The organism is Sphingomonas sp. BL-S-25 (assembly GCF_055521555.1).
Genome location: NZ_CM145486.1, coordinates 1,397,144 through 1,417,921, shown reverse-complemented (window position 1 = coordinate 1,417,921; position 20,778 = coordinate 1,397,144). Strand labels below are relative to the sequence as shown.

General features: G+C 66.2%; 12 protein-coding genes. 6 read left to right on the top strand and 6 right to left on the bottom strand.

Features of this window, described 5'->3' with window-relative positions:
* Positions 1–54 precede the first annotated feature (54 nt).
* Positions 55–948: a LysR substrate-binding domain-containing protein gene (locus ACZ1H8_RS06960; RefSeq protein WP_465180616.1), complete on the bottom strand. Its 894-nt coding sequence runs from the start codon at positions 946–948 to the stop codon at positions 55–57.
* Positions 949–961: 13 nt separating this feature from the next.
* Positions 962–1,399, bottom strand: coding sequence for a Slp family lipoprotein (locus tag ACZ1H8_RS06955; RefSeq protein WP_465180615.1), 438 nt, complete (start codon positions 1,397–1,399; stop codon positions 962–964).
* Between the two features lie 557 nt (positions 1,400–1,956).
* Here ACZ1H8_RS06955 and ACZ1H8_RS06950 point away from each other — a divergent pair.
* The 3 genes from ACZ1H8_RS06950 (at position 1,957) to ACZ1H8_RS06940 (ending at position 6,986) form a co-directional block, all read left to right on the top strand.
* A complete protein-coding gene (locus tag ACZ1H8_RS06950; RefSeq protein ID WP_465180614.1) occupies positions 1,957–3,012 on the top strand; it encodes an alpha/beta hydrolase fold domain-containing protein in 1,056 nt (351 codons plus the stop codon).
* 137 nt (positions 3,013–3,149) lie between these two features.
* Positions 3,150–4,343, top strand: a complete 1,194-nt coding sequence (locus ACZ1H8_RS06945; protein ID WP_465180613.1) for an alpha/beta hydrolase — start codon at positions 3,150–3,152, stop codon at positions 4,341–4,343.
* Between the two features lie 255 nt (positions 4,344–4,598).
* Positions 4,599–6,986 carry a TonB-dependent receptor gene (locus tag ACZ1H8_RS06940; RefSeq protein ID WP_465181357.1) on the top strand — a complete coding sequence of 796 codons (2,388 nt, stop codon included), beginning with the start codon at positions 4,599–4,601 and terminating at the stop codon, positions 6,984–6,986.
* Between the two features lie 49 nt (positions 6,987–7,035).
* On the opposite strand, the gene ACZ1H8_RS06935 is transcribed toward ACZ1H8_RS06940, so the two are convergent.
* Together ACZ1H8_RS06935 and ACZ1H8_RS06930 are read right to left on the bottom strand one after the other, a co-directional pair.
* A complete protein-coding gene (locus ACZ1H8_RS06935; RefSeq protein ID WP_465180612.1) occupies positions 7,036–8,754 on the bottom strand; it encodes an FAD-dependent oxidoreductase in 1,719 nt (572 codons plus the stop codon).
* A gap of 17 nt (positions 8,755–8,771) precedes the next feature.
* The gene (locus ACZ1H8_RS06930) at positions 8,772–10,799 is read right to left on the bottom strand and encodes a carbon starvation CstA family protein (protein WP_465180611.1); all 2,028 of its coding nucleotides are present in this window, start codon (positions 10,797–10,799) and stop codon (positions 8,772–8,774) included.
* 156 nt (positions 10,800–10,955) lie between these two features.
* Here ACZ1H8_RS06930 and ACZ1H8_RS06925 point away from each other — a divergent pair, with 156 nt between their 5' ends.
* Both ACZ1H8_RS06925 and ACZ1H8_RS06920 read left to right on the top strand, forming a co-directional pair.
* The gene (locus ACZ1H8_RS06925) at positions 10,956–14,387 is read left to right on the top strand and encodes a hybrid sensor histidine kinase/response regulator (RefSeq protein ID WP_465180610.1); all 3,432 of its coding nucleotides are present in this window, start codon (positions 10,956–10,958) and stop codon (positions 14,385–14,387) included.
* Positions 14,384–15,025 carry a LuxR C-terminal-related transcriptional regulator gene (locus ACZ1H8_RS06920; protein ID WP_465180609.1) on the top strand — a complete coding sequence of 214 codons (642 nt, stop codon included), beginning with the start codon at positions 14,384–14,386 and terminating at the stop codon, positions 15,023–15,025. Before ACZ1H8_RS06925 ends, ACZ1H8_RS06920 begins: the two co-directional genes overlap by 4 nt.
* Before the next feature lie 6 nt (positions 15,026–15,031).
* Here the strand turns inward: ACZ1H8_RS06920 and ACZ1H8_RS06915 are convergent, their stop codons facing one another.
* Both ACZ1H8_RS06915 and galA read right to left on the bottom strand, forming a co-directional pair.
* Positions 15,032–15,244 (bottom strand): YbdD/YjiX family protein, encoded by a 213-nt coding sequence (locus ACZ1H8_RS06915; RefSeq protein WP_465180608.1) that lies wholly within the window; start codon positions 15,242–15,244, stop codon positions 15,032–15,034.
* Positions 15,245–15,284: 40 nt separating this feature from the next.
* Positions 15,285–17,753, bottom strand: a complete 2,469-nt coding sequence (galA, locus tag ACZ1H8_RS06910) for a beta-galactosidase GalA (RefSeq protein ID WP_465180607.1) — start codon at positions 17,751–17,753, stop codon at positions 15,285–15,287.
* A gap of 320 nt (positions 17,754–18,073) precedes the next feature.
* On the opposite strand from galA, the gene ACZ1H8_RS06905 reads away from it, so the two are divergent.
* Positions 18,074–20,749, top strand: a complete 2,676-nt coding sequence (locus ACZ1H8_RS06905) for a TonB-dependent receptor (protein ID WP_465180606.1) — start codon at positions 18,074–18,076, stop codon at positions 20,747–20,749.
* Positions 20,750–20,778: the final 29 nt, after the last annotated feature.

Below are 20,778 nucleotides of genomic sequence, written 5' to 3'. Positions count from 1 at the left end.
GGCGTTCAGCTATCGGATCAATGGGGGTGCCACTATAATTTCGATAGGCTTGTCCTATTGTGCAACAAATCGTAACAGTGCCGAAAGTGTGAGAAATGCAGGGGTTCTGCCCGCTCCCGTGCGCCACGCCAGTCCGATTTCGCGATAGAGACGATTGCCTGCAAAGGGGCGCACGACAATATCGTCACCGCCGCGGATTTCCTGCCGGACATAGAGGCGCGGCAGAAGGGCCAGCCCCATGCCCATGCCCGCCATCTGCCGGATCGCGTCGAGGCTGGTCCCTTCATAGTCGCGCAGCACATGCGCCCCGGCCTGTTGCGCCAGCGCGGCGACCTGCTCGCTCATCCGGTATTGCGGCCGAAGTGTGAGCAACCCCCGGCCGCCGAGATCGCTGACCTTCACCTCGTCGCGCTCCTTGAGCGGGTCGTCTCCGGCCATGCCCAGAAACAGCGGCTCGCGAAACAGACGCTCGACATGCAGCCCACGCTCATCGATCGGCAGCTGTACCAGGATGACGTCGTGCGTGCCGTCGGCCAGCCGCTCGACCAGGCGGTTGGGCAGCCCCTCGCGCACATGGACGCGGAGATCGGGGCTCGATGCGTGCAGCTGTGCCACAAGTTGCGGCAGGATATAGGGTCCAAGCGTCGGCGAGACACCCAGCCGGATCGTGCCCGACAGGGCATCGCTGCGCCGGTCCGCCAGCGCCTCGAACGCGGCGACTTCCGCCAGCACGCGCCTGGCGCCGGCGACCGCCTCGCGTCCGAGGGGCGTCAGGATCGACTGGTTGCTGCCGCGCTCCACCACACGGCCGCCCAGCATCGCCTCGACCTGCTGGATCTGCTGCGAGAAGCTGGGCTGCGACACACCCATCGCCGCCGCCCCGCGCGTGAAGCTGGCATGATCGGCCAGCGCGATCAGGTAACGAAGCTGGCGAAGTGTCAGTGACATGGCCAAAGATCGCTCACTCTCTCGTCACTGCCATCGGCGTCACGAAACCGGTCCGGCACACAGGGCTGGTGTCGCCGGAGAGGCAGTCTGACCAGCGGAACAGCTTCTCGATCTGGACCACCGGGCCGTCTACGCTGCCGCCGCCCATGCCGATGCGGGTCTTGCCGGCAATGCGCCCGATGATCGTGACGTTGGTGAATTCGGCGACAAGCGCGGGGTCGTAGGCGCCGTCGGTGCAGGCCTTGAAGGGCCCGAACTGCGACTCCCGCGACCAACGCGGCTCGCCGGCCTCGCCGCTTGGAGCGTAGAGCAGCGTCAGGCAGACGCCCCGCTCGGTCGCTGCGATCTGCTGGATGCTGCCGGCCCAGCGGATGCGCTTGCCGACCTGCTTCGCGTCCATCGCCTGGTCCGGTGTCAGCCGGGCAACTGCAACGGCGTTCGGCGCTGCCATCTCGGACTCTGGCGTGAGGCGCGGCGCGGCTGCGCTTGACGGTGGCGCGACGGTGGCGTCCGCAGATGGCGCGACCGGGCGCGGTTCACGCACGCCGGTCTGCCCGGCGCATCCTGCGAGCATAAGGGCACAGGATAGTGATGCCCACAGGACGCGAGCGGGAAAGGTGGTGACGCAGGAGGAGCGTAAATCCATGGCTTGCGACTAGGTGGGGTGAACGTCGGGTGCAACTCGCGATGATCGAGCGACGCAATGGGTTTCACACCGAGCCAGAGCGGTACCGTGTCCGCCGCCGGCTGGCGTGCGATTATCCATTGTTCGGATAGCCTGGGAGAAACGGATGCGCTGGGGGGCGGCGCCAAGGCAGCCTCACCTTCGGAACAGGGAGTTTGCGCGGTGAGGAAGGGGATCATTTGCGGAGAGGGGCTCGGCTTGGCGGGCGGAAGCGCTGAGGCTGAAGTCCTGAGTAGCATGGGCTCGAACGACGTGCCGCAGTTCCTCGCCGACCTACGCGCCATTGCCGCGAGTCGCATCGCCGCAGATCTGGAGGGCGGGCGATGAGATCGTTGGCTGCGCTTGGCGCTGCGCTGGCAGCCGGCATCCTGCTCTCCTGCTCGCCCGCAGCGGCTCAATCCAATGCAGACCTCGCCGAGGCAGCGCCAATCATGGAGCGTGGCAAGCCGCTGCCACCGCCGTCGCTGCCGGTCGATACGCCGATGCTGGACGGCAGGGTGATCCACAGCGAGCGGATCTTCGCCGAGCCGATGGGATATCGCCCGCTGCGAATGGACATTTATCGCCCGGCCAACGCAAAGGCTGCCAATCGGCCGTTGCTCATCTGGGTCCATGGCGGCGCCTGGATCGCGGGGACGCCGCAAGGGGCGGCGGCTTATGCCGACTGGCCGGGCGTGCTCGCGGCGATGGCGGCCAAAGGCTATGTCGTCGCCGCTCTCAGCTATCGGCTCGCCAGGGAGGAGCCGTTTCCCGCGGCGATCCGCGACGTCAAATCGGGCATTCGCTGGTTGCGCGCCCATGCGGGGGATTATGGCATCGATCCGACCCAGGTGGGTATCTGGGGCGAGTCGGCCGGCGGGCATCTGATCGGGCTGGCCGCAACGAGCTGCGGCGTCGCTGCCCTCGAGCCGGTCGATGAATCGCGTCGACCCGGTACGAAGCCGGCCGAGCAGCAATTGCCGTCGACCTGCGTCCAGGCGGCGGTCGGGTGGTTTGGCATCTATGACCTGAACTTCGAGGGGCCGGTCAAATATCCTCCGCAGCCGCCGGAGGATCCGACACGGCTGTTCGTCGGTTGCCAGACTGCCCAGTGCAGTGTCGAACAGAAGCGCGCGGTCTCGCCGGTCACCTATATCGACAAGAGCGATGCGCCGATGCTGCTCATCCACGGCGATGCCGATTTTGCGGTTCCCTATCAGCAAAGCGAGGTGATGGCGGCAGCGCTGGAGGCCGCGGGCGTTCCCGTTGAACTGATGATCATAGCGGGCGCGAATCACGGCTGGTTCGGCAAGACGCAGGCAGAGACCGTTGCCGCGCATCGCAAGGCTCTGACTGCCACGATCGATTATTTCGACCGCAGGTTCGGGCCGCGCCCCTGATCAAGGGAGGGCGATCCAGATGATATCGGTAGCCTGGAGAGACTCAACTGTTCGCTGGGTGAACAATCTCCAGCTGGGTGGCTGTACTTGGCGGCTAGCCGGATCAGCTTGGGCGAATCGGGTATGGGGAGCCGCAGATGAAGGCGTTTTCGACGACCGCGCTCGCGCCATTGGTGGCGGTATCGACCCTGCTGTCGACGCCGGCTGCTGCACAGGAAGCGCCACGGCCCTGTGGCAAGCCGGACTTCATGAACCCGCTCTTCTATCAGCCGGTGGAGCAGCTGCCGGACTCGCGGCTCCGCTTCCGTCTGTGCGCGCCCGAGGCGGTGGATCCCCGCGTGGTCAGCGGCGACATCGAGGCAATTCCCAGCGGGTATGACGGCAAGCCGGCGGGCCTGGCCATGACCCGCGACGCGCTTGGTTATTGGATCGCGACGACCGAGGTCCCCGTCGCCCCCGGCACCTACTCCTATGGCTTCAGGGTCGGTGGACTGACCCTTGCGGATCCGATGGCCGAGCAATTCTCGACCAGCTATCGCGGCGTGTCGTCGGTTCTCGAGGTGACCGGCGAGGATGGCGCCTTTCAGACCTATGATCCGGCTGTCCCGCATGGCGCGGTGTCGACCATCACCTATTCCTCGGCCACGCTTGGCGTCGTTCGTCGCGCCCATGTCTACACACCGCCGGGATATGAGAAGGGCGGGAACCAACGCTACCCCGTGCTGTATCTCGTCCATGGCGCCGGGGATTCGGACGACAGTTGGACCTCGCGGGGCCGGGCAAACGACATTCTCGACAATCTGATCGCCTCGGGGAAGGCCGTGCCAATGATCGTGGTCATGCCGGCTGGCCACACGGTCTTCAAGCCGGGAAGCGACCTGTTCGCAAACAAGGATTTCGGCGACGACCTGGTCAAGGATCTGATCCCGCTGATCGATGGCCGCTATCGCACATTCGCCGATCCGGCGCATCGCGCGATGGCGGGCCTGTCGATGGGCGGCGCACACACACTGTCCTGGGGCCTGCCCAATCCTGCGGTGTTCGGGCCGATCGGAATCTTCAGCATGGGATTCTATCTTCCCGGGCAGGAGGCCCGCTTCGTTGCTGCCAATGACGCCTCGCTTCGGGCGCGTGCAAAAGCCGGCACCCCGGTCATGTTCGCAATGGGCAAGACGGATTTCCTATATTCAGCCGTTGCGCCGACAAGAGCAATGATGGACCGGTACGGCATCAAGTATCGATATGTCGAAAGCGAAGGGGGGCACACCTGGAGCAACTGGCGGGGCTATCTCAGAGAATTCTCTGGAATGATCTTCAAGTACACGGAATAATTCAGTATTGAAATATTATGAAATATGGATAGGGCGCTTTCGATACTGTCTGAATCCTAGCGGTTCGTTTATTGCAATAGATTGTCCGCCAGGCGAGCATTTCGAACGAATCCATCCAATCTGAATAATATCTGCATGATGTTGAAGTGCGGGGAGACCGAAATGGTCCGGTCGCGATTCAATCAAGCAGAAAGGTTGGGGGTCATGAGAAATATTGCTTCGCTCGCCGCGATATCGGCATTTCTATCCTTGGGCATGCCGCTGGCGGCGGCTGCGCAGCAGGTGCCCAGCGAAACCGAGGCTGAAGCCTCGCCTGGGGACGATGGCGAGATCGTCGTCACTGCACGCAAGCGCGAGGAAAGCATCCTCAAGACGCCGGTCACTGTGACAGCGTTGACCGCGGATCAGATCGAGAAGCGCTCGATCGTCTCGATTTCCGACGTCGCGGCCAACACGCCGGGCTTCAACGTCAACAACAACTCGTCGGGCCGCGCCGACCGCACCATCCAGGGCGTCATCATCCGCGGCTTCACACCATCCACCGTTGTCGCCACGACCACCTCGACCTTCATCGACGGCGTCCCCGTCTCGTCGCCAAGCGCGCTCAACAGCGTCGGTGCGGCTGAGCGGATCGAGGTCCTTCGCGGCCCGCAAAGCGCCTATTTCGGCCGCAATACCTTTGCCGGCGCGATCAATGTCGTGAACAAGGTGCCGACCGGCGAATGGGGTGGCTCGGTCACCGCGATGCTCGGCACACGCGAGAATTACCGCACCCGCGCCGAACTCGAAGGACCGATTGCCGGTGAGGCGCTGACCTTCCGTGCGACGTTCGACCGGTTCGGCAAGCAAGGGTCGTGGATCGCCACCGACGGTGGGACGCTGGGCGACCAGAAATCGACGGCGGGGTCACTGCTGGTCGCCGCGCGTCCGGCTCCGTGGCTGCGCGCCAAGGTGTTCGCCTCCTACTCGAAGGACGAGGACGGCATCTCCGCCAGCACCCGCGTATCCGCGGTCGATGTTCGCGACAGCTCGGGCAACATCATCTATCGCGGTCAGTCCAATTGCACGCTCAGCGGGTTCAATTCCGCGGGCGCCCCTGTCCAGAATCCGTTCATTTGCGGGACCTTGCCGAGCCTGGCCAACCAGCCTTCGACCAACCGGATCGCGGACGACTATATCCGCAATTTCCTAGCCAACCCGACCGGGCGCGTGCTCGATCCGGCCGATGGCGTTCAGGGATACGGCATGGTGCGCCGCTATTTCCATCTTCACGGCACTGTCGATATCGACTTCTCTCCGCAACTCACCGGCACGATCCTGGCCGGATATAATAATGAGAATTGGAGCCAGTTCTCCGACCTCGACGGCTATGACACGACGGCACTTCCCAATCCCCTGGGCGGAGCGGGATCGCGGCCCTATTTCGACTTTCCCTATCTCGGCGAGCGCATCTCGAAGGATTATTCGGTCGAGGCGCGCCTGTCCTATGACTCGACGTCCTTCCGCGGCGTGCTCGGCGCCAGCCTGCTCGACGGGCGCAACCGCAGCTCGATCGGCGGTGGCAATGGAGCACTCGGCACGACGGTCTTCGCCAATGGCGGCGGTACCGATCGTGCCAAGACGTTCGGCATCTTCTTCGGCGCAACCTATGACCTGACTCCCGACCTGTCGGTCAGTGCCGAGGGCCGGTATCAGATCGACCATAGCTACGCCTATAATCCGCAGCCGGGCGCTCCGGTCGAGCCGGGCCTGGGGTCATTGATCGTCGATTCCGTGTACCGGAACTTCCTGCCGCGACTGATCGTCAATTACGACTTCGCACCGAATACGATGGTGTACGCCTCGGTCGCCAAGGGCGTGAATCCCGGGACGTTCAGTACCGGCCTGATCACGGCCACACCGGAGGTCGTCGCGCTGGCGACCGCCGCCGGCGTCACGCTCCGCGTGTCGCCAGAAAAGGTAACCAATTACGAGATCGGGGTGAAGGGGCGCGGCCTCGGCAACGCGCTGACCTATTCGATCGCGGGCTATTACGCGCCGTGGCGCAACCAGATCAATTCGATCGTGGTGGTGCTCGGGGGTGCGGGCGCATTTTTCTACGGCAGCGCCAATACCGGTTCGGTCGATCTTTATGGCGTCGAGGCCCAGGCCTCGCTGCGCGCCAGCAGCCTCGTCACCTTCGAACTGGGGGGCGCGGTCAATCTCAGCCACATCAACGCCTTCGAAAACCGCTCGCTGACCACCTTGTCGGGCATCACCGACTTCACCGGCAAGGAGCAGCCGAACAGCTCGAAATATTCGGCCGTCGGCGCGATCCAGCTGGGCGGTGAAGTCAAGGGCTGGGCCGACTCCTCATGGTTCGGTCGGCTCGACTGGAACTACAAGTCGGGCGTCTGGTCGAACCAGGCGAACATCGTTCGCACTCAGGATCGCCATGTCTTCAATGCCCGCGCCGGCATTACGCGCGGCATCTTCTCGGTCGAGGCCTTCGTCACCAACATCCTGAACGACAAGAAATATGTCAGCGTCTACGACAATTTCATGTTCACGCCGTTCTTCGAGCACACCACCAACTACACGGCGCTTCTCGTCGGCCTTCCGGAACTCCGGACGGCAGGCGTCCAGATGCGCGTAAAATTCTGACGCTACGACGGGCGGGGGCTTTGTGCCCCCGCCCCGACGAGTACCGCGATCAGTTCTCCAGGCGCCGCTCAACCTCGCGCGCCGGCTTTTCGAGGATCTGGCCGCGCGCGATCAGGTCGGCGCGCAGCGCGGCATAGTCGACATCCTGCACGGGCACCTTGGCATCGATTGCCAGCGCCGCGGCGGTCGCCGCCGACTGGCCGAGGATCATGAACACCGGCTCCATCCGGATCGATCCATAGGCGATGTGCGAGGCCGACAGCGCCACCGGCACGAGTAGGTTGGTCGCCTGCGCGCGCTTCGGCACGATCGCGCGGTAGCTGATCGGATAGGCGTCGCCCGGGCTCACCTCGATATTGCCCTCGTTGCGGGCAAAGCCGCGATCGTCGACGAAGCGCTGCACATTGTGCGAATCCATCGCGTAGGATCCCATGCCGATCGGATCGGGCGTCCGCTTGGTCGCGCGCAGATGCGGCTCGGCCATCACGAAGTCGGACACCATCCGCCGCCCCTCGCGGACATAGATTTCGCGCGGCCAGTTGCCGTTGCGGGTGAATTCGTCCTTGCACAGGCCCCAGCGGTTCATCTCGGTGCGGACCGACTGCGGCACCTGCGGGTCGGTCGCCAGGAACCACAACAGCCCCTTCTGATAGCTGACATGCTTTGCGAGGATCGCCTCGCGCGCTTCATAGCTTGCCTCGGGATAGTCGTGGTTCAGCCCGATCGCGTCGAACGAGAAGGCGCCCCAGTTGTTCACGTCGGTCTTGCCGTTGGGCACCCGGTCGAACTTGCGGAACACCTCGTTGAACCCGGCCGCGAGATAGCGCGCGAGGAGCTGATAATCGGCCGCGTCATAGCCGGCGGGCGGCGCGAGCGGCACGCGGTTGGACGCGACATCGGTCATGCACAGGCGATAGGTATAGGCCTGGATCTTCCTGTCGGCGCTGCCGTCGGGCCCTGGGCGCTCGCTCGTCACATAGGCAAGCAGCCCGCTCTCCGGCCGGCCCGGCGTGCGATAGGGATCGACGTCCGCCTTGAACTGATGGCTCGTCGTCTTCGCGACCTGCACGCCGTTCAGCGTCTCGCCATAGGTCGCATTGGCCTCGCGACCTGTCGTGTAGCTGATCCCGGCGGCGGCCATCAGGTCGCCCTCATAGGTCGCATCGATGAACATCGCGCCGCGGTGGCGCGCGCCGTCCAGCGTGCGGATCGACACGATCCGGTTGCCTGCCTTCTCGACGCTGCCGGCGCTGCGGTCGAGCGGGCGATCGTACAGCGGCGTGACGCCGGAGGCGGTCAGCCAGCCGTCGAACACCGCCTGCGCCGCGCTCGGCTCGAACAGCCATTGCGCGCCGTCGGCAACATAGCGCGGCTGTTCGCGGGCGCGGTCCGATCCGTGCTTCCAGGCCGATGCCTGGTCGTAATGCTGCTTCAGCCTTTTGTAGAACTCCAGCGACAGCCCGCCGATCACGCCATGATTGCCGGTGTCGGAGTAGCCGAGGCCATTGGTCGTCAGCCCGCCGACATAATCGCGCTGGCAGATCAGCGTGACCGACTTGCCATGCTCGCGCGCGCTGATCGCCGCGATCACGCCCGCCGAGGTGCAGCCATAGACGACCAGGTCGCTCTGGCTCGCCTGAGCGGTGGAGGTAGCCGCGCCGGTGCCCTGCGGCGCCGGTGTGGTGGCGCAGCCGCCCGCGGCCAGGGCGGTCAGCGCCGCCATCGGCAACAGATGGCGCCAGCGGGCGATGCGGTCATGCGAGGTCATCGACATAGTCTCCAGGGTCAGCCATGCGCCGGGGCGACGGGTTGGCCGTCATCGCCGCGCAGGATGCGCAGTGCGCCGCGCAGCGAACTTGCCGCCGCGACCAGCACGACGAGGATCAGCACCGCGGTCAGCACGGCATTGGTATAGTCGCCGCGCAGCATCGCGGCGGTCGCCGCGCCGGTCTTGGCCGGATCCAGCGATGCGGCGTGCGACAGGAAGCCGACGCGCGGATCGGCGGCGAACAGCTTCATCGCGCCCGCGGTCAGCGTGATCACGGTCAGCGCCAGCGCCGGCACGCCCGTCACCCACCAATAGCGCCGCCGCGACGATCGCAGGATCGCGACGGTGCAGGTCAGCAGGGCGATCACCGCCAGCATCTGGTTGGCGATGCCGAACAGCGGCCAGAGCGAGTTGATCCCGCCCAGCGGATCGACCGCCCCCTGATAGAGAAGATAGCCCCAGGATCCGGCCGCGAGCGCGGTCGCCAGCGCGCCGGGGGCGAAGCGGGTGGTGTCGCCGAACCAGGGCGAGACCGTCCCGCCGAAATCCTGGATCATGAAGCGCGCGACCCGGGTGCCCGCATCGACCGTGGTCAGGATGAACAGCGCCTCGAACAGGATCGCGAAATGATACCAGAAGGCCTTCATCGAATCCGGTCCGCCCAGCGCCGACAGGATCTCCGAGATGCCGACCGCCAAAGTCGGCCCGCCGCCGGTGCGCGACAGCAATGTATGCTCGCCGACTGCCTTGGCCGAATCAAGTAGCGTCGCCGCATCGATCGCATAGCCCCATTGCGAGATGGTCGCCGCGGCGGCGGCCGCATCGGTGCCGATCAATGCGGCCGGGCTGTTGATCGCGAAATACAGGCCCGGATGCAGGATCGTCGCCGCGATCAGCGCCATCATCGCCACGAAGGACTCGGCGAGCATCCCGCCGAACCCGACCAGCGGGATGTCGCCTTCGCTGGCGATCATCTTTGGCGTCGTGCCCGACGCGATCAGCGCATGGAAGCCGGAGACGGCGCCACAGGCGATGGTGATGAACAGGAAGGGGAACAGGCTGCCGGCGAACACCGGGCCGGTGCCGTCGATGAACGGCGTGACCGCCGGCATCTGGAGACTGGGCGCGGTGAAGATCAGCCCGACCGCGAGCAACAGGATGGTGCCGAGCTTGAGGAAGCTGGACAGATAGTCACGCGGCGCGAGCAGCAGCCAGACCGGCAGCAGCGAGGCGATGATGCCATAGCCGATCAGCATCAGCGCCAGCGTCGCTGCGTCGAAGGTGAACCAGGCGGCCAGCGCCGGATCCTGCGCGACATGGCCGCCCAGCACGACCGACACCATCAGCAGCACCGCGCCGAGCAGCGCGATTTCGAGCGGCCGGCCGGGGCGGAAGAAGCGCCCGTACAGGCCCATCAGCACTGCGATCGGCATCGTCGCGAAGACGGTGAAGGTGCCCCAGGGGCTTTCGGCCAGCGCCTTGACCACCACCAGCGCCAGCACCGCGAGCAGGATGATCATGATCAGCAACAGGCCGAGCGAGATGACGGTGCCGGCAACCGCGCCGAGTTCGTCGCGCGCGATCCGCCCCAGCGACAGCCCGTCGCGCCGCGTCGAGAGGAACAGCACGACCATGTCCTGAACCGCACCCGCGACGACCACGCCGACCAGGATCCACAACATGCCGGGCAGATAGCCGAGCTGTGCCGCCAGCACCGGTCCCACCAGCGGGCCCGCGCCGGCAATCGCCGCGAAATGATGGCCGAAGGTCATGAACCGGTCGGTCGGGACATAGTCGAGCCCATCGGCGCGCCGCACTGCCGGGGTCGGCCGCGACGGATCGATCTGCAGCACGCGGCGGGCGATGAACCGGCCATAGAAGCGATAGGCGAGGATATAGACGCAGGTGGCGGCGGTCAGCAGCCACAGCGCATTGACCGGTTCCCCCGATCCGCGCGCGATCACGCCCAGCGCAACCGCCGCCGCGCAGGCGATCAGGACGAAGGGCGCAAGCGCTACCCAGTTTCGCGCAGACGCGCCCCGCATTGCCTCTCCGCCCTTTTGCCGGTTCCCGTGCACGCCTCATGGCAAAGCGCGTGCGTACACGGACCCCCTACTTAAGGTCCGTCGACCTGGCGAGCCCCGACCCCTATTTGTCGGCGCACAGAGCGGCGAAGCCGCCGGGCGGGGAGCATTTATCGATTGACTGCAATCACCGTCATCGGCCTCACCCTGCTGTATGTCGCGCTGTTGTTCGCCATCGCCTGGCTGGGCGACCGGCGTTCGGGCGTCATCGAACGGCTGTGGCGGTCGCGCTGGTTCGCGACCCTGGTCTATTGCCTGACGCTGACCGTCTACAACACCAGCTGGAGCTTCTACGGCTCGGTCGGGCGCGCCACCTCGGCCGGCTGGGCGTTCCTGCCCATCTATATCGGGCCGGTGCTTGTGCTGCTGCTATGTCAGCCGATGCTCAGGCGGCTGGTCGCGGTCGCCAAGGCACAGAATGCGACCTCGATCTCCGACCTGCTCGCCGCGCGCTATGGCAAGAGCCAGTTGCTGGCGGCCGCCGTCACCTTGTGCAGCCTGGCGGCGGTGCTGCCCTATATCGCGCTTCAGCTGAAGGCGCTGGCGGTCACCTTCGACATCGTCACCGCGACCGCGACCCCTGCCGATGCTCCGATCTGGCGCGACACGTCGTTCGTGTCGGCGATCCTGATGGCGGTGTTCGTCATGACCTTCGGCGTGCGCTACAGCCATTCGAGCGAGCGGCACCGCGGGCTGATGCTGGCGGTTGCGGCGGAGGGCGTGATCAAGCTGCTCGCCTTCGTCATCGTCGGCATGTGCATCGTCTTCGGCTTTTTCGACGGGCCCGGCGATATCCTGAGCCAGGCGATCCACCGCATCCCGGAAGAGGCGACGCGCATCCTCGCGCCCGACTTCACACTGCCCGCCTGGTACGGCCAGACGCTGATCGCCGCGCTGGCGCTGATCTGCATGCCGCACCTCTTCCAGGTGGTGGTCGTCGAAAGCGAGCGCCCGGGCGATCTGGGGGCGGCGCGGGCGTTCTTCCCTGCCTATCTCGCCATCCTCAGCATCTTCATGATCCCGATCGCGCTGGCCGGGTTGCTGACCTTCGGCGGCGCGGTCGCGCCCGACAGTTTCGTGATCGCGCTGCCGATGGCGTTCGATTCGCCGGCCATCGCGTCGCTTGCCTTTTTTGGCGGACTGTCCGCGGCGACGGGCATGACGATCGTCGCGACCCTCTCGCTTGCGACCATGTTGTGCAACGACGTCATCATGCCCGTCATCCTGCGCCGGCGCCGGGACGAGCTGGGCGGCGACGACGTCTCGGCGCTGCTGCTGCGGGTGCGACGCATCGCCGTGGCGATCATCATGCTGCTCGCCTTCGCGATGCATCGGGTGGTGGTCAGCGGCTATCCGCTGACCGAGATCGGCTTCGTCTCGTTCGTCGCGACCGCGCAGTTCGGGCCGGCGGTGATCGTCGGCATCTATTCCTCGCGCCCGCACATGCCCGCGGCCGTCGCCGGGATCGTCGGCGGGATGGCGGTCTGGGCGTGGATGCTGCTGCTGCCGCCTCATTTCACCGCATCGATCGTGCCGCCGCTGCTGCCCGAACTGGGCGGCAGCGACCCGATCACCGCGACGACGATCTTCAGCCTCGCGGTCAATCTGACGCTGCTCTACGGCCTGTCGCGCTATCGCAGCGGGCGGCCGGCCACCGCGCCGGAGGGCTTTGCCGGCGGATACCCCGCGGTGGAGCGGATCGCCGACCTCAAGGCGCTGGCGGTGCGCTTCATCGGCGCCGATGCCGCCGAGCGGGGATTCCGCCGCTTCGCCCGCGACCATGGTCAGCGCGCACCCGGCGACCCGGTCGACAGCCTGGCGATCGACTTTACCGAGAATCTGCTGGCCGGCGCGATCGGCACGCCGTCCGCCCGGGTGGTGATGACCGCGGCGATGCGCCGCGACCAGCCGTTCGACGAGGCCGCGCGCCAGGCGCTGGAAACCGCGTCCGAGGCGCTGCGCCTCAATTATCAGTTGCTTCAGGGCACGCTGGACGGCGTGCGCCAGGGCATCTGCGCGTTCGATAACGAGCTTCGCATCACCGCCTGGAACCGCCGCTTCTGCGAAGTGCTCGCCTTTCCGTCCGACCTGGTGAAGGTCGGCATGCCGCTGGCCGAGGTGATCTCGTTCAACCTGTCGCGCGAGGAATATTCGCCCGAGGATATCGACGCTCTGATGATCAACCGCGACCTCGCGCGCCAGAGCTGGCCCTATATCTACGAGCGCAAACGCCCCGACGGGACGGTGCTCGAGATCACCTATGACCGGATCGGCGACCAGGGCTATGTCTCGACCTATACCGACGTGACCGAGCGCCACAGCGCCGCCGAGCGGCTGCGCGCCGCGAACGAGGGTCTGGAGGAACGGGTCGCGCAGCGCACGCGCCAGCTCCAGGCGGCCAAGAGCGAAGCCGAGCGCGCCAATGCCGGCAAGAGCCAGTTCATCGCCGCCGCCAGCCACGACCTGCTCCAGCCGCTGAACGCCGCCCGGCTGTTCGTATCGGCCATCGCCGAACAGGCCCGCCCCGGCAGCGACGGATCGACCGCCCACGATGCGACGGAGCTTGCGCGAAATGCCGGCGACGCGCTCAGCGCCGCAGAGTCGCTGATCGAGGCGTTGATGGACATCTCCGCCTTCGACGGCGGCGCGATCCAGCCCAAGCTGCGCCGCATCCGGCTGGCCGACATTCTCGAGCCGTTGGAGAATGAATTCCGCATGCTCGCCAGCGACAAGGGACTGGCGTTTCGCGCGCGGCCCTGTTCGCTGGTGGTCGAGACCGATCCGCAGCTGCTCCGCCGGCTGCTCCAGAACCTGTTGTCCAACGCGGTCCGTCACACCTCGCAGGGCGGCATCCTGCTCGGCTGGCGTCGGCGCGGCGCTGGGGTACGGATCGAGGTTTGGGACACGGGCACGGGCATAGCGCTCGACCAGCAGGACGCGATCTTCGGAGAATTCTACCGCATCCGCGGGCCGGGCGCGGCAACGCCCGGGCTGGGTCTGGGGCTGGCGATCGTCGAGCGCACCGCAAGGTTGCTCGATCACCCGATCGGCCTGCGCTCGGTGCCGGGGCGCGGCTCGCTGTTCCACATCACCGTGCCGCTTGCCCGGCTTCAGGCGGTGCCGGCGACGACACGGGTGATGCGATCGAACGAGGCAACCACCGCGCTCGACATTCTGGTCGTCGACGACGATGCGCGGATCCGTGCCGGGATGATCGCGCTGATCGAGCATTGGGGGCACCGCGTCACCACCTCCGACGGCACCAGCCTGCCCGAAGCGCGCCCCGACCTGTTGCTGGTCGACTATCATCTGGCCGATGATCGCACCGGGCTCGACCTGCTTGCCCAGGCGACCGCCAGATGGGGTCCCGGGCTGCGCGTCGTAGTGCTGACCGCCGACCGTCAGCCCGAAGTCGCGGCGAAGGTTCGCGCGGCCAGGGCCCTGCTGCTCTACAAGCCGGTCAAGCCGGCCCCGCTGCGCCGGGTGATCGTCGATGCCGAGCGTGCCGATGACGGTGGTGCGCTGGCCGAAGGGGGGATGCCGGCATGACGCGCATCCTGATCGCCGACGATCATCCGCTGGTGCGCACCGCGGTCAAATATGCGCTCGAAGCCGCGATCGACGGGCTCGATCTGGTCGAGTGCGGCACCATCGCCGATGCGCACGACCAGCTCGACCGCGATCCCGATATCGACCTGGTGCTGCTCGACCTCGACCTGCCCGACGCATCCGACCTGTCGGGGGTGATCCAGCTGCTGGGCCAGCATCCGACGACGCCGATCGTCATCCTGAGTGCCAAGACCGACCCCGGTCTGGTGCGGCGCGCGGTGGCTGCCGGGGTGGCGGGCTATATCCCCAAAATGTCGAGCATGGGCGAGCTGGTGCGCATCATCGGCCTGGTGCTCGACGGGGAGCGCTGGTGGCCGGAACTGGGCGAGGCCGATGACGAGGAGGCGCAGCTGGTCGCTGGCCTGGCCGAGCTGACCAGCCAGCAATTGCGCATCCTGGCGCTGGTGATGGCGGGCAAGCTGAACAAGCAGATCGCCAACGACCTTTCCATCTCGGAACAGACGGTGAAGGTCCATGTCTCGACCATATTGCGCAAGCTGCGTGCCGTCTCACGGACCCAGGCGGCGATGCTGGCGGGGCAGGCGATCGCGCGCGGCCTGTGGTCGCCGCCTGAATAACCGCGGTCAGCAGCAGCGGTGCGAGGATCGCCCGTAGCGCGCATCGAGCCGCCGCCGGTCGAACTCGGCGCGGCTCAGCGGAGAATGCCCCTTCTCGGCAGCGTGGCGCAGATGCGCCTGATAATCGCCCGCGCCGAAGATGATCGCGACCGCCCGGCCCAGCCGCGATCCGGCGCGCACGCGCGGTGCTTCGGCAACCGGTTCGGCTTCATTCGACATGGCGTGATCCTCGCAGCTTCGGGACAATGCCGCAATCGCCCTAGACCAGCCGGATCGAGGTGGCGCCGTCCTTCAGCCCGTCGGCGCGCGCGACCAGGCGAAGCTGCCGGGCGCCGGGCCGGGCGCGGACCAGCGCCTGGGCCAGCCCGTTGAACAGCGACCGGCGATCGCCCTGCGCCGGCTCATGACTGTTGGGATCGCCATTGCCCAGTCCGATGATCTCGCCGCCCTCGATGCTCAGCGTCACGCCGTGCTGCACGATCGGGACATGGCGGCCCGACCGGTCGACGGCATGGATCGTCACCGGGATCAGGTCCTCGCCATCGGCACGCATCAGCGTCCGTGACGGCAGCAGCTGCAACGAGGCTGGCGGACCTGCGGTTCGATGGCTGGTGCGCACCACCTCGCGCCCGCCCCTGAGGCCGATCGCGACGATCTCGCCCGGCTGCCATGCCGTCCTGAACATCGCGCCGTTGATCCGGTCGCCCGCCGCTTCGCCGACGATCCTGCCATTGACCAGCAGTCGCACCCGCTCGGCATTGGACGTCACCAATATGTCCATCGCCTCGCCCTCGCGGCCCGGCCAGGTCCAGTGCGGCGCGATGCCGATCACCGGGTGATCGTCGATCCACTGCGCGCGGCGAATGTCATAGGCGGTCTTGGCGAAACCGCACAGGTCGAGGATCCCGAAGAAGCTCGACACGGTCGGCCATTCGAACGGCGTCGGCTCGCCATGATAGTCGAAGCCGGTCCACACGAATCCGCCCGCCAGATAGGGGCGTTCGGCGATCACCGCCCAGGCCTTGCGATGCGTGGCGCCCCAATCGGCGGCTTCGGTGTCCATCGAGCTCATCACATGCGCCGCGCGATCGGTGCGATAGGCGCCGCGGGTCATGAACGCGCTGGTATCCTCCGAGCTGGTGCTGGGCAGCTTCGGGTTCAGAGTGTGGAACTTGTCATATTGGTCGGTCTGATAGTTGAAGCCCATCACCTCGATCGCCTGCGACACATTCTCCGGCTCATAGAGGCCGCCGTTCATCGCCGCGGTCACCGGGCGGCTGTCGTCCAGCGCCTTTACCGCGGCGACCATCCTGCGGACCATCTCGCGCCCGGCGCGGGTGCCCTGCATCGGCTCCTCGTTGAACACCGACCACAGGATGATGCTGGGATGGTTGCGATGCGCGCGCACCAGCCATTGCATCTCCGCCAGATGATCGGGCGCGGGGTTGAAGATGCGGTTCTCGTCCATGACGAGGAAGCCCATCCGGTCGCACAGCGCGTAGAAGGCATCGGCCTGGGCGTTGTGGCTGCACCGGATCGCGTTGACGCCGACATCCTTCATCCGCCGCAGCCGCCATTCGAGCAGTGCGTCGGGAACCGCGGTGCCGACGCCGGCATGATCCTGATGCAGGCACACGCCCTTCAGCTTGACCGGCCGATCGTTGAGGAAGAAGCCGCGATCGGCATCGAAGCGGACCGTTCGGAACCCGATCGGGATGTGCCGCCGATCAGTCCCGGCTTCGCTCGTCGCGACGACTTCCACGCGGTACAGCGTGGGCGCCTCCGGCGACCAGCGCTTCGGCGCGCTCAGCGTCAGCGTCAGCGTGCAACCAAGTTCGCCCGGCGTGAGCGGCGCCACTGTGCCGGCTGCGGTCCCGCGTGCGACCTCGCGCCCGGCATCGTCGCGCAGCACGACCGTCATCTCGAGTGCGCGCGCAGTCTCTCCGACATTCTCCAGCGTCACCGTCACCGGCACGCGCCAGCGATCGTCGCCGTCATGGCGCGGATCGCAATGGACGCCGTCGGTCGCGATCGACACCGATGGGCGCTTGGCGAGGGTGACGTGGCGATAGATGCCCGCGCCCTCATACCACCAGCCTTCCATCTCCTGCGCGTCCACCCGCACCGCGATGATGTTGGGCTGGTCGGCGCCGAATCGGGCATAGGGGGTCAGGTCGACCTCGATCGCGGTATAGCCCGACCAGTTGCGCGCGGCGATGCTGCCATTGATCCAGATCGTCGCATGCGTCGCGATCCCGCCGAAGCGCAGCGCGATCTTCCTGCCGCGATCCGCCTCGTCCAATATGATCGTCTTGCGGTACCAGCCGATGCCGCGCGGCTTGTATCCCTGGTCGGCATTGGCGTCGCGGTCGAAGGGCTGGCGGATCGCCCAGTCGTGCGGCACATCGACCGTCGCCCAGCCGCTGTCGTCGAAGTCGATCGCCGCCGCACCCCGGGCCGCGCCCGCCTTGGCCGCCAGATAGGTCTCGTCATGCTTGCGCAGCTTCGCCGGGACGATGTCGCCTTCGTGGAAGCGCCAGCCGCGATCGATCCGGATCAGCCCGGGTTCGACCGGCTCCGGAAGCTGCGGCAGCGCATCGCCCGGCATCATGCCGTGCAGCAGCGGTTCCTCGTCTCGCGCCGAGGCGGCGGGGGTCGTCCAGCCCAGTGCGGGCGTCGCGGCGACGCTCCCGGCTCCGGCCATCAGCGTTCGTCGGCTCACCCGCATATCTCTCCCCCGTCCGATTGTCGTTGTTCTACCGCAGCTTCGGTCTAACCGCACGCGGCCCGCGAAGTCGGTAGTACGAAAGTAGGGGCTCTGTGACCCAAGGGCTTCTGTCATTGCGCTCCCGACCCGCCGCCAGCGCGGGGACCGCTTGAGGGGAGTGTGGGGCAGCCTCGACCACGAACGACACCGAACCCGCGTCCCATGGCGCGCAGTCGGTCGTTCCGGTCGGTTCCGTCCTTCCCGACAGCAACTTCAGGCCGCACGGCCCGGCGAGCATCGCCGGCCCGGCCATTCGGGAAGATACGGGGAGGTTACGGAACATGAAGACGCGAATCCGCAAGCATCTGGCAGGCACCACCGCGCTGATCGGGCTGGCCGCGACGCTGACACCCGCAGCATTTGCCCAGACGGCCGATCCGGCGCCGGCCGACCAAGCTGCAGCGCCCGCCGGCGCGCAGGACGAGGGCGAGGAAATCGTCGTCACCGGCATCCGCCGCTCGCTGCAGGACGCGATCAACGCCAAGCGCTCGGCCGGCAACATCGTCGACGTCATCTCGGCGCAGGATATCGGCAAGCTGCCCGACCAGAATGTCGCGGAATCGATGAGCCGCATCCCCGGCGTGCAGATCAGCCGCAACGAAGGCGACGGCTCGAACTTCACCGTGCGCGGCATTTCGCAGAACCGGCTGGAGATCAACGGCCGTTCGTTCCTGGGCCCGAGCAGCGGCGGCGGTGCCTCGCTCGAATCGCTCAGCCCCGAAATCATCTCGAGCATCGTCGTCAGCAAGTCGCCGACCGCCGACATGCCCGAGGGCGCACTGGGCGCGACCGTCAATCTGAAGACCAAGCGTCCGCTCGAGCTGGACGGCACCGTCGTCAGCGGCCGGATCCAGGGTGTCTATACCGATCAGGCCGACAAGTTCGGCTATCGGGGCTCGGCGCTGATCTCGAAGAATTTCAGCGACAATTTCGGTGTCCTCGGCACGGTCGCCTATTCGGACATCCACACGACGGGCTATGGTTTCGAAAGCGGCGGCTGGACCCGCACCTCGGCGATCGACGGCAATGGCGACGGCACCGACGACGCCAATCTCTACCGGCCGCAGCGCCTGATGCAGCGTGTCACCGAACGGCGGGTCCGCCGCCTGACGGCGCAGGGATCGATCCAGTGGCGTCCGGCCGATCGCTGGGAAGTGATCCTCGACGGCACCTATTCGCGCCTCGACCAGGACCGCTCGATCTACAACACCCAGATCCTGCTGAACAACAACGATGCCGGCGTGAGCATCGATGACAGCCGGACCATCACGAAGGGCACGTTCAACAACGTCACCGTGCGTCCGCTGATCTACAATGCACCGACACTGCTCGACTCGACCAATATCGGCTTCTCGACGACCTATAAGGGCGATGTCGTCGAGGTCGCGTTCGATGCATCCTACAGCAAGGCAAGCTCCTCGCCGGCGCAGGGCAGCTCGACGACCTACGTCATCGTGCCCAAGGCTGGCAACGTTGCCAATGTGACCTACGACTTTACCGGCCACAATGCGGTCCCGGACATCGCGCTGGCGTCGAACTTCAACCTGATGGATCCCGGCCAGTATCAGCTCGCCTCGATCTTTGACGGCGCGATCCTGAACGACAATGACGGCTTCGATGCGCGCGTCGATTTCAAGATCCACACCAATTTCGGTCCGCTCACCTCGATCCAGGTGGGCTCGCGCTTCGAACGGCTCAACCTCTATGCCGAGGCGCCGCAGAACATCCCGAGCGCGGCCAGCCTGCTGGCGCGGGGCGACAAGAATGGCGATGGCATCCTGACCGTCGACGAGCTTCCGGGCGTGAGCTACTCGACCTCGACGGTCGCGTTTTACCCGGGTGTCCCGGGCAATTTCCCGCGCCAGTTGCTGGCCGGAAGCTTCGACCCGAACGTCGCCCGCGACGCATTCGGCCTGCCGATCCCGGCGGCCGACACGATCCCGCTCGGCCGCGTGTCGATCAAGGACGTGCAACAGGACACGCTGGCCTTCTACATCAGGGGCAATTTCGAAACGACGATCGGCTCGATGCCGCTGACCGGCAATGCCGGCGTCCGCTATGTGTCGCAGGAGCGTCTGTCGTCGGGCTATCTGTCGGACACACAGCCGACCTCAGCGAAGCCGACCTTCGACTTCTGGCTGCCCAGCGCCAACGCGAACCTGAGCATCACCAACGACCTGACATTCCGCGTCGCCGCTGCGAAGGTCATGGCGCGGCCCAGTCTGTCGGACGTGGCGGTCAGCTTCGTGCCGCTGCTGGTCTCGCAGACGGGCAATCGCGGCAATCCGGCGCTGCGTCCCTACCAGGCGACCCAGTTCGATGCGTCGCTCGAATGGTATTTCGCACCGTCCAGCGTGCTGTCGGGCGCGGTCTTCTACAAGAATGTCGACTCGTTCACGATCAACCAGACCCAGGAAGAATTCATCCCGGGCATTTCGGAGACCTACGGCACCTTCCAGATCACCCAGCCGATCAACGGCGAGTCGGGGAAGATCAAGGGGTTCGAGGTAGCGTTCCAGCAATCGCTGCGCTTCCTTCCGGCACCGTTCGACAATCTCGGGGTGCAGGCCAACTACACCTATGTCGACAGCGACACGCCACTGATCGACGAGGAAACCAAGAAGGCGCTGCCGCTTCCCGGACTGTCGAAGCACAGCTATAATCTGGTCGGCTTCTACGAGGACAAGTTCATGTCCCTTCGCCTGGCCTATATCTATCGCAACTCGTACCTGCTGGGGCAGGGAAGCGCGGCGGCGGGTGGCAGCTCCTATGCGGCAGGTCGCGGCCAGCTCGACTTCTCGGGCCAGTTCAACATCACTCCGAATGTCCGCCTGACGCTGGAGGCGATCAACCTGACCAAGGCGGGCGATATCGAGTATCTTCAGAACCGCACGCGGTTGCTGAACAGCTTCCGCGAGGATCGCCGGATCTTCGCCGGCATCGCCGCAACCTTCTGACCCCCGCTTGCAGCCCGTCGTGCCGCGAG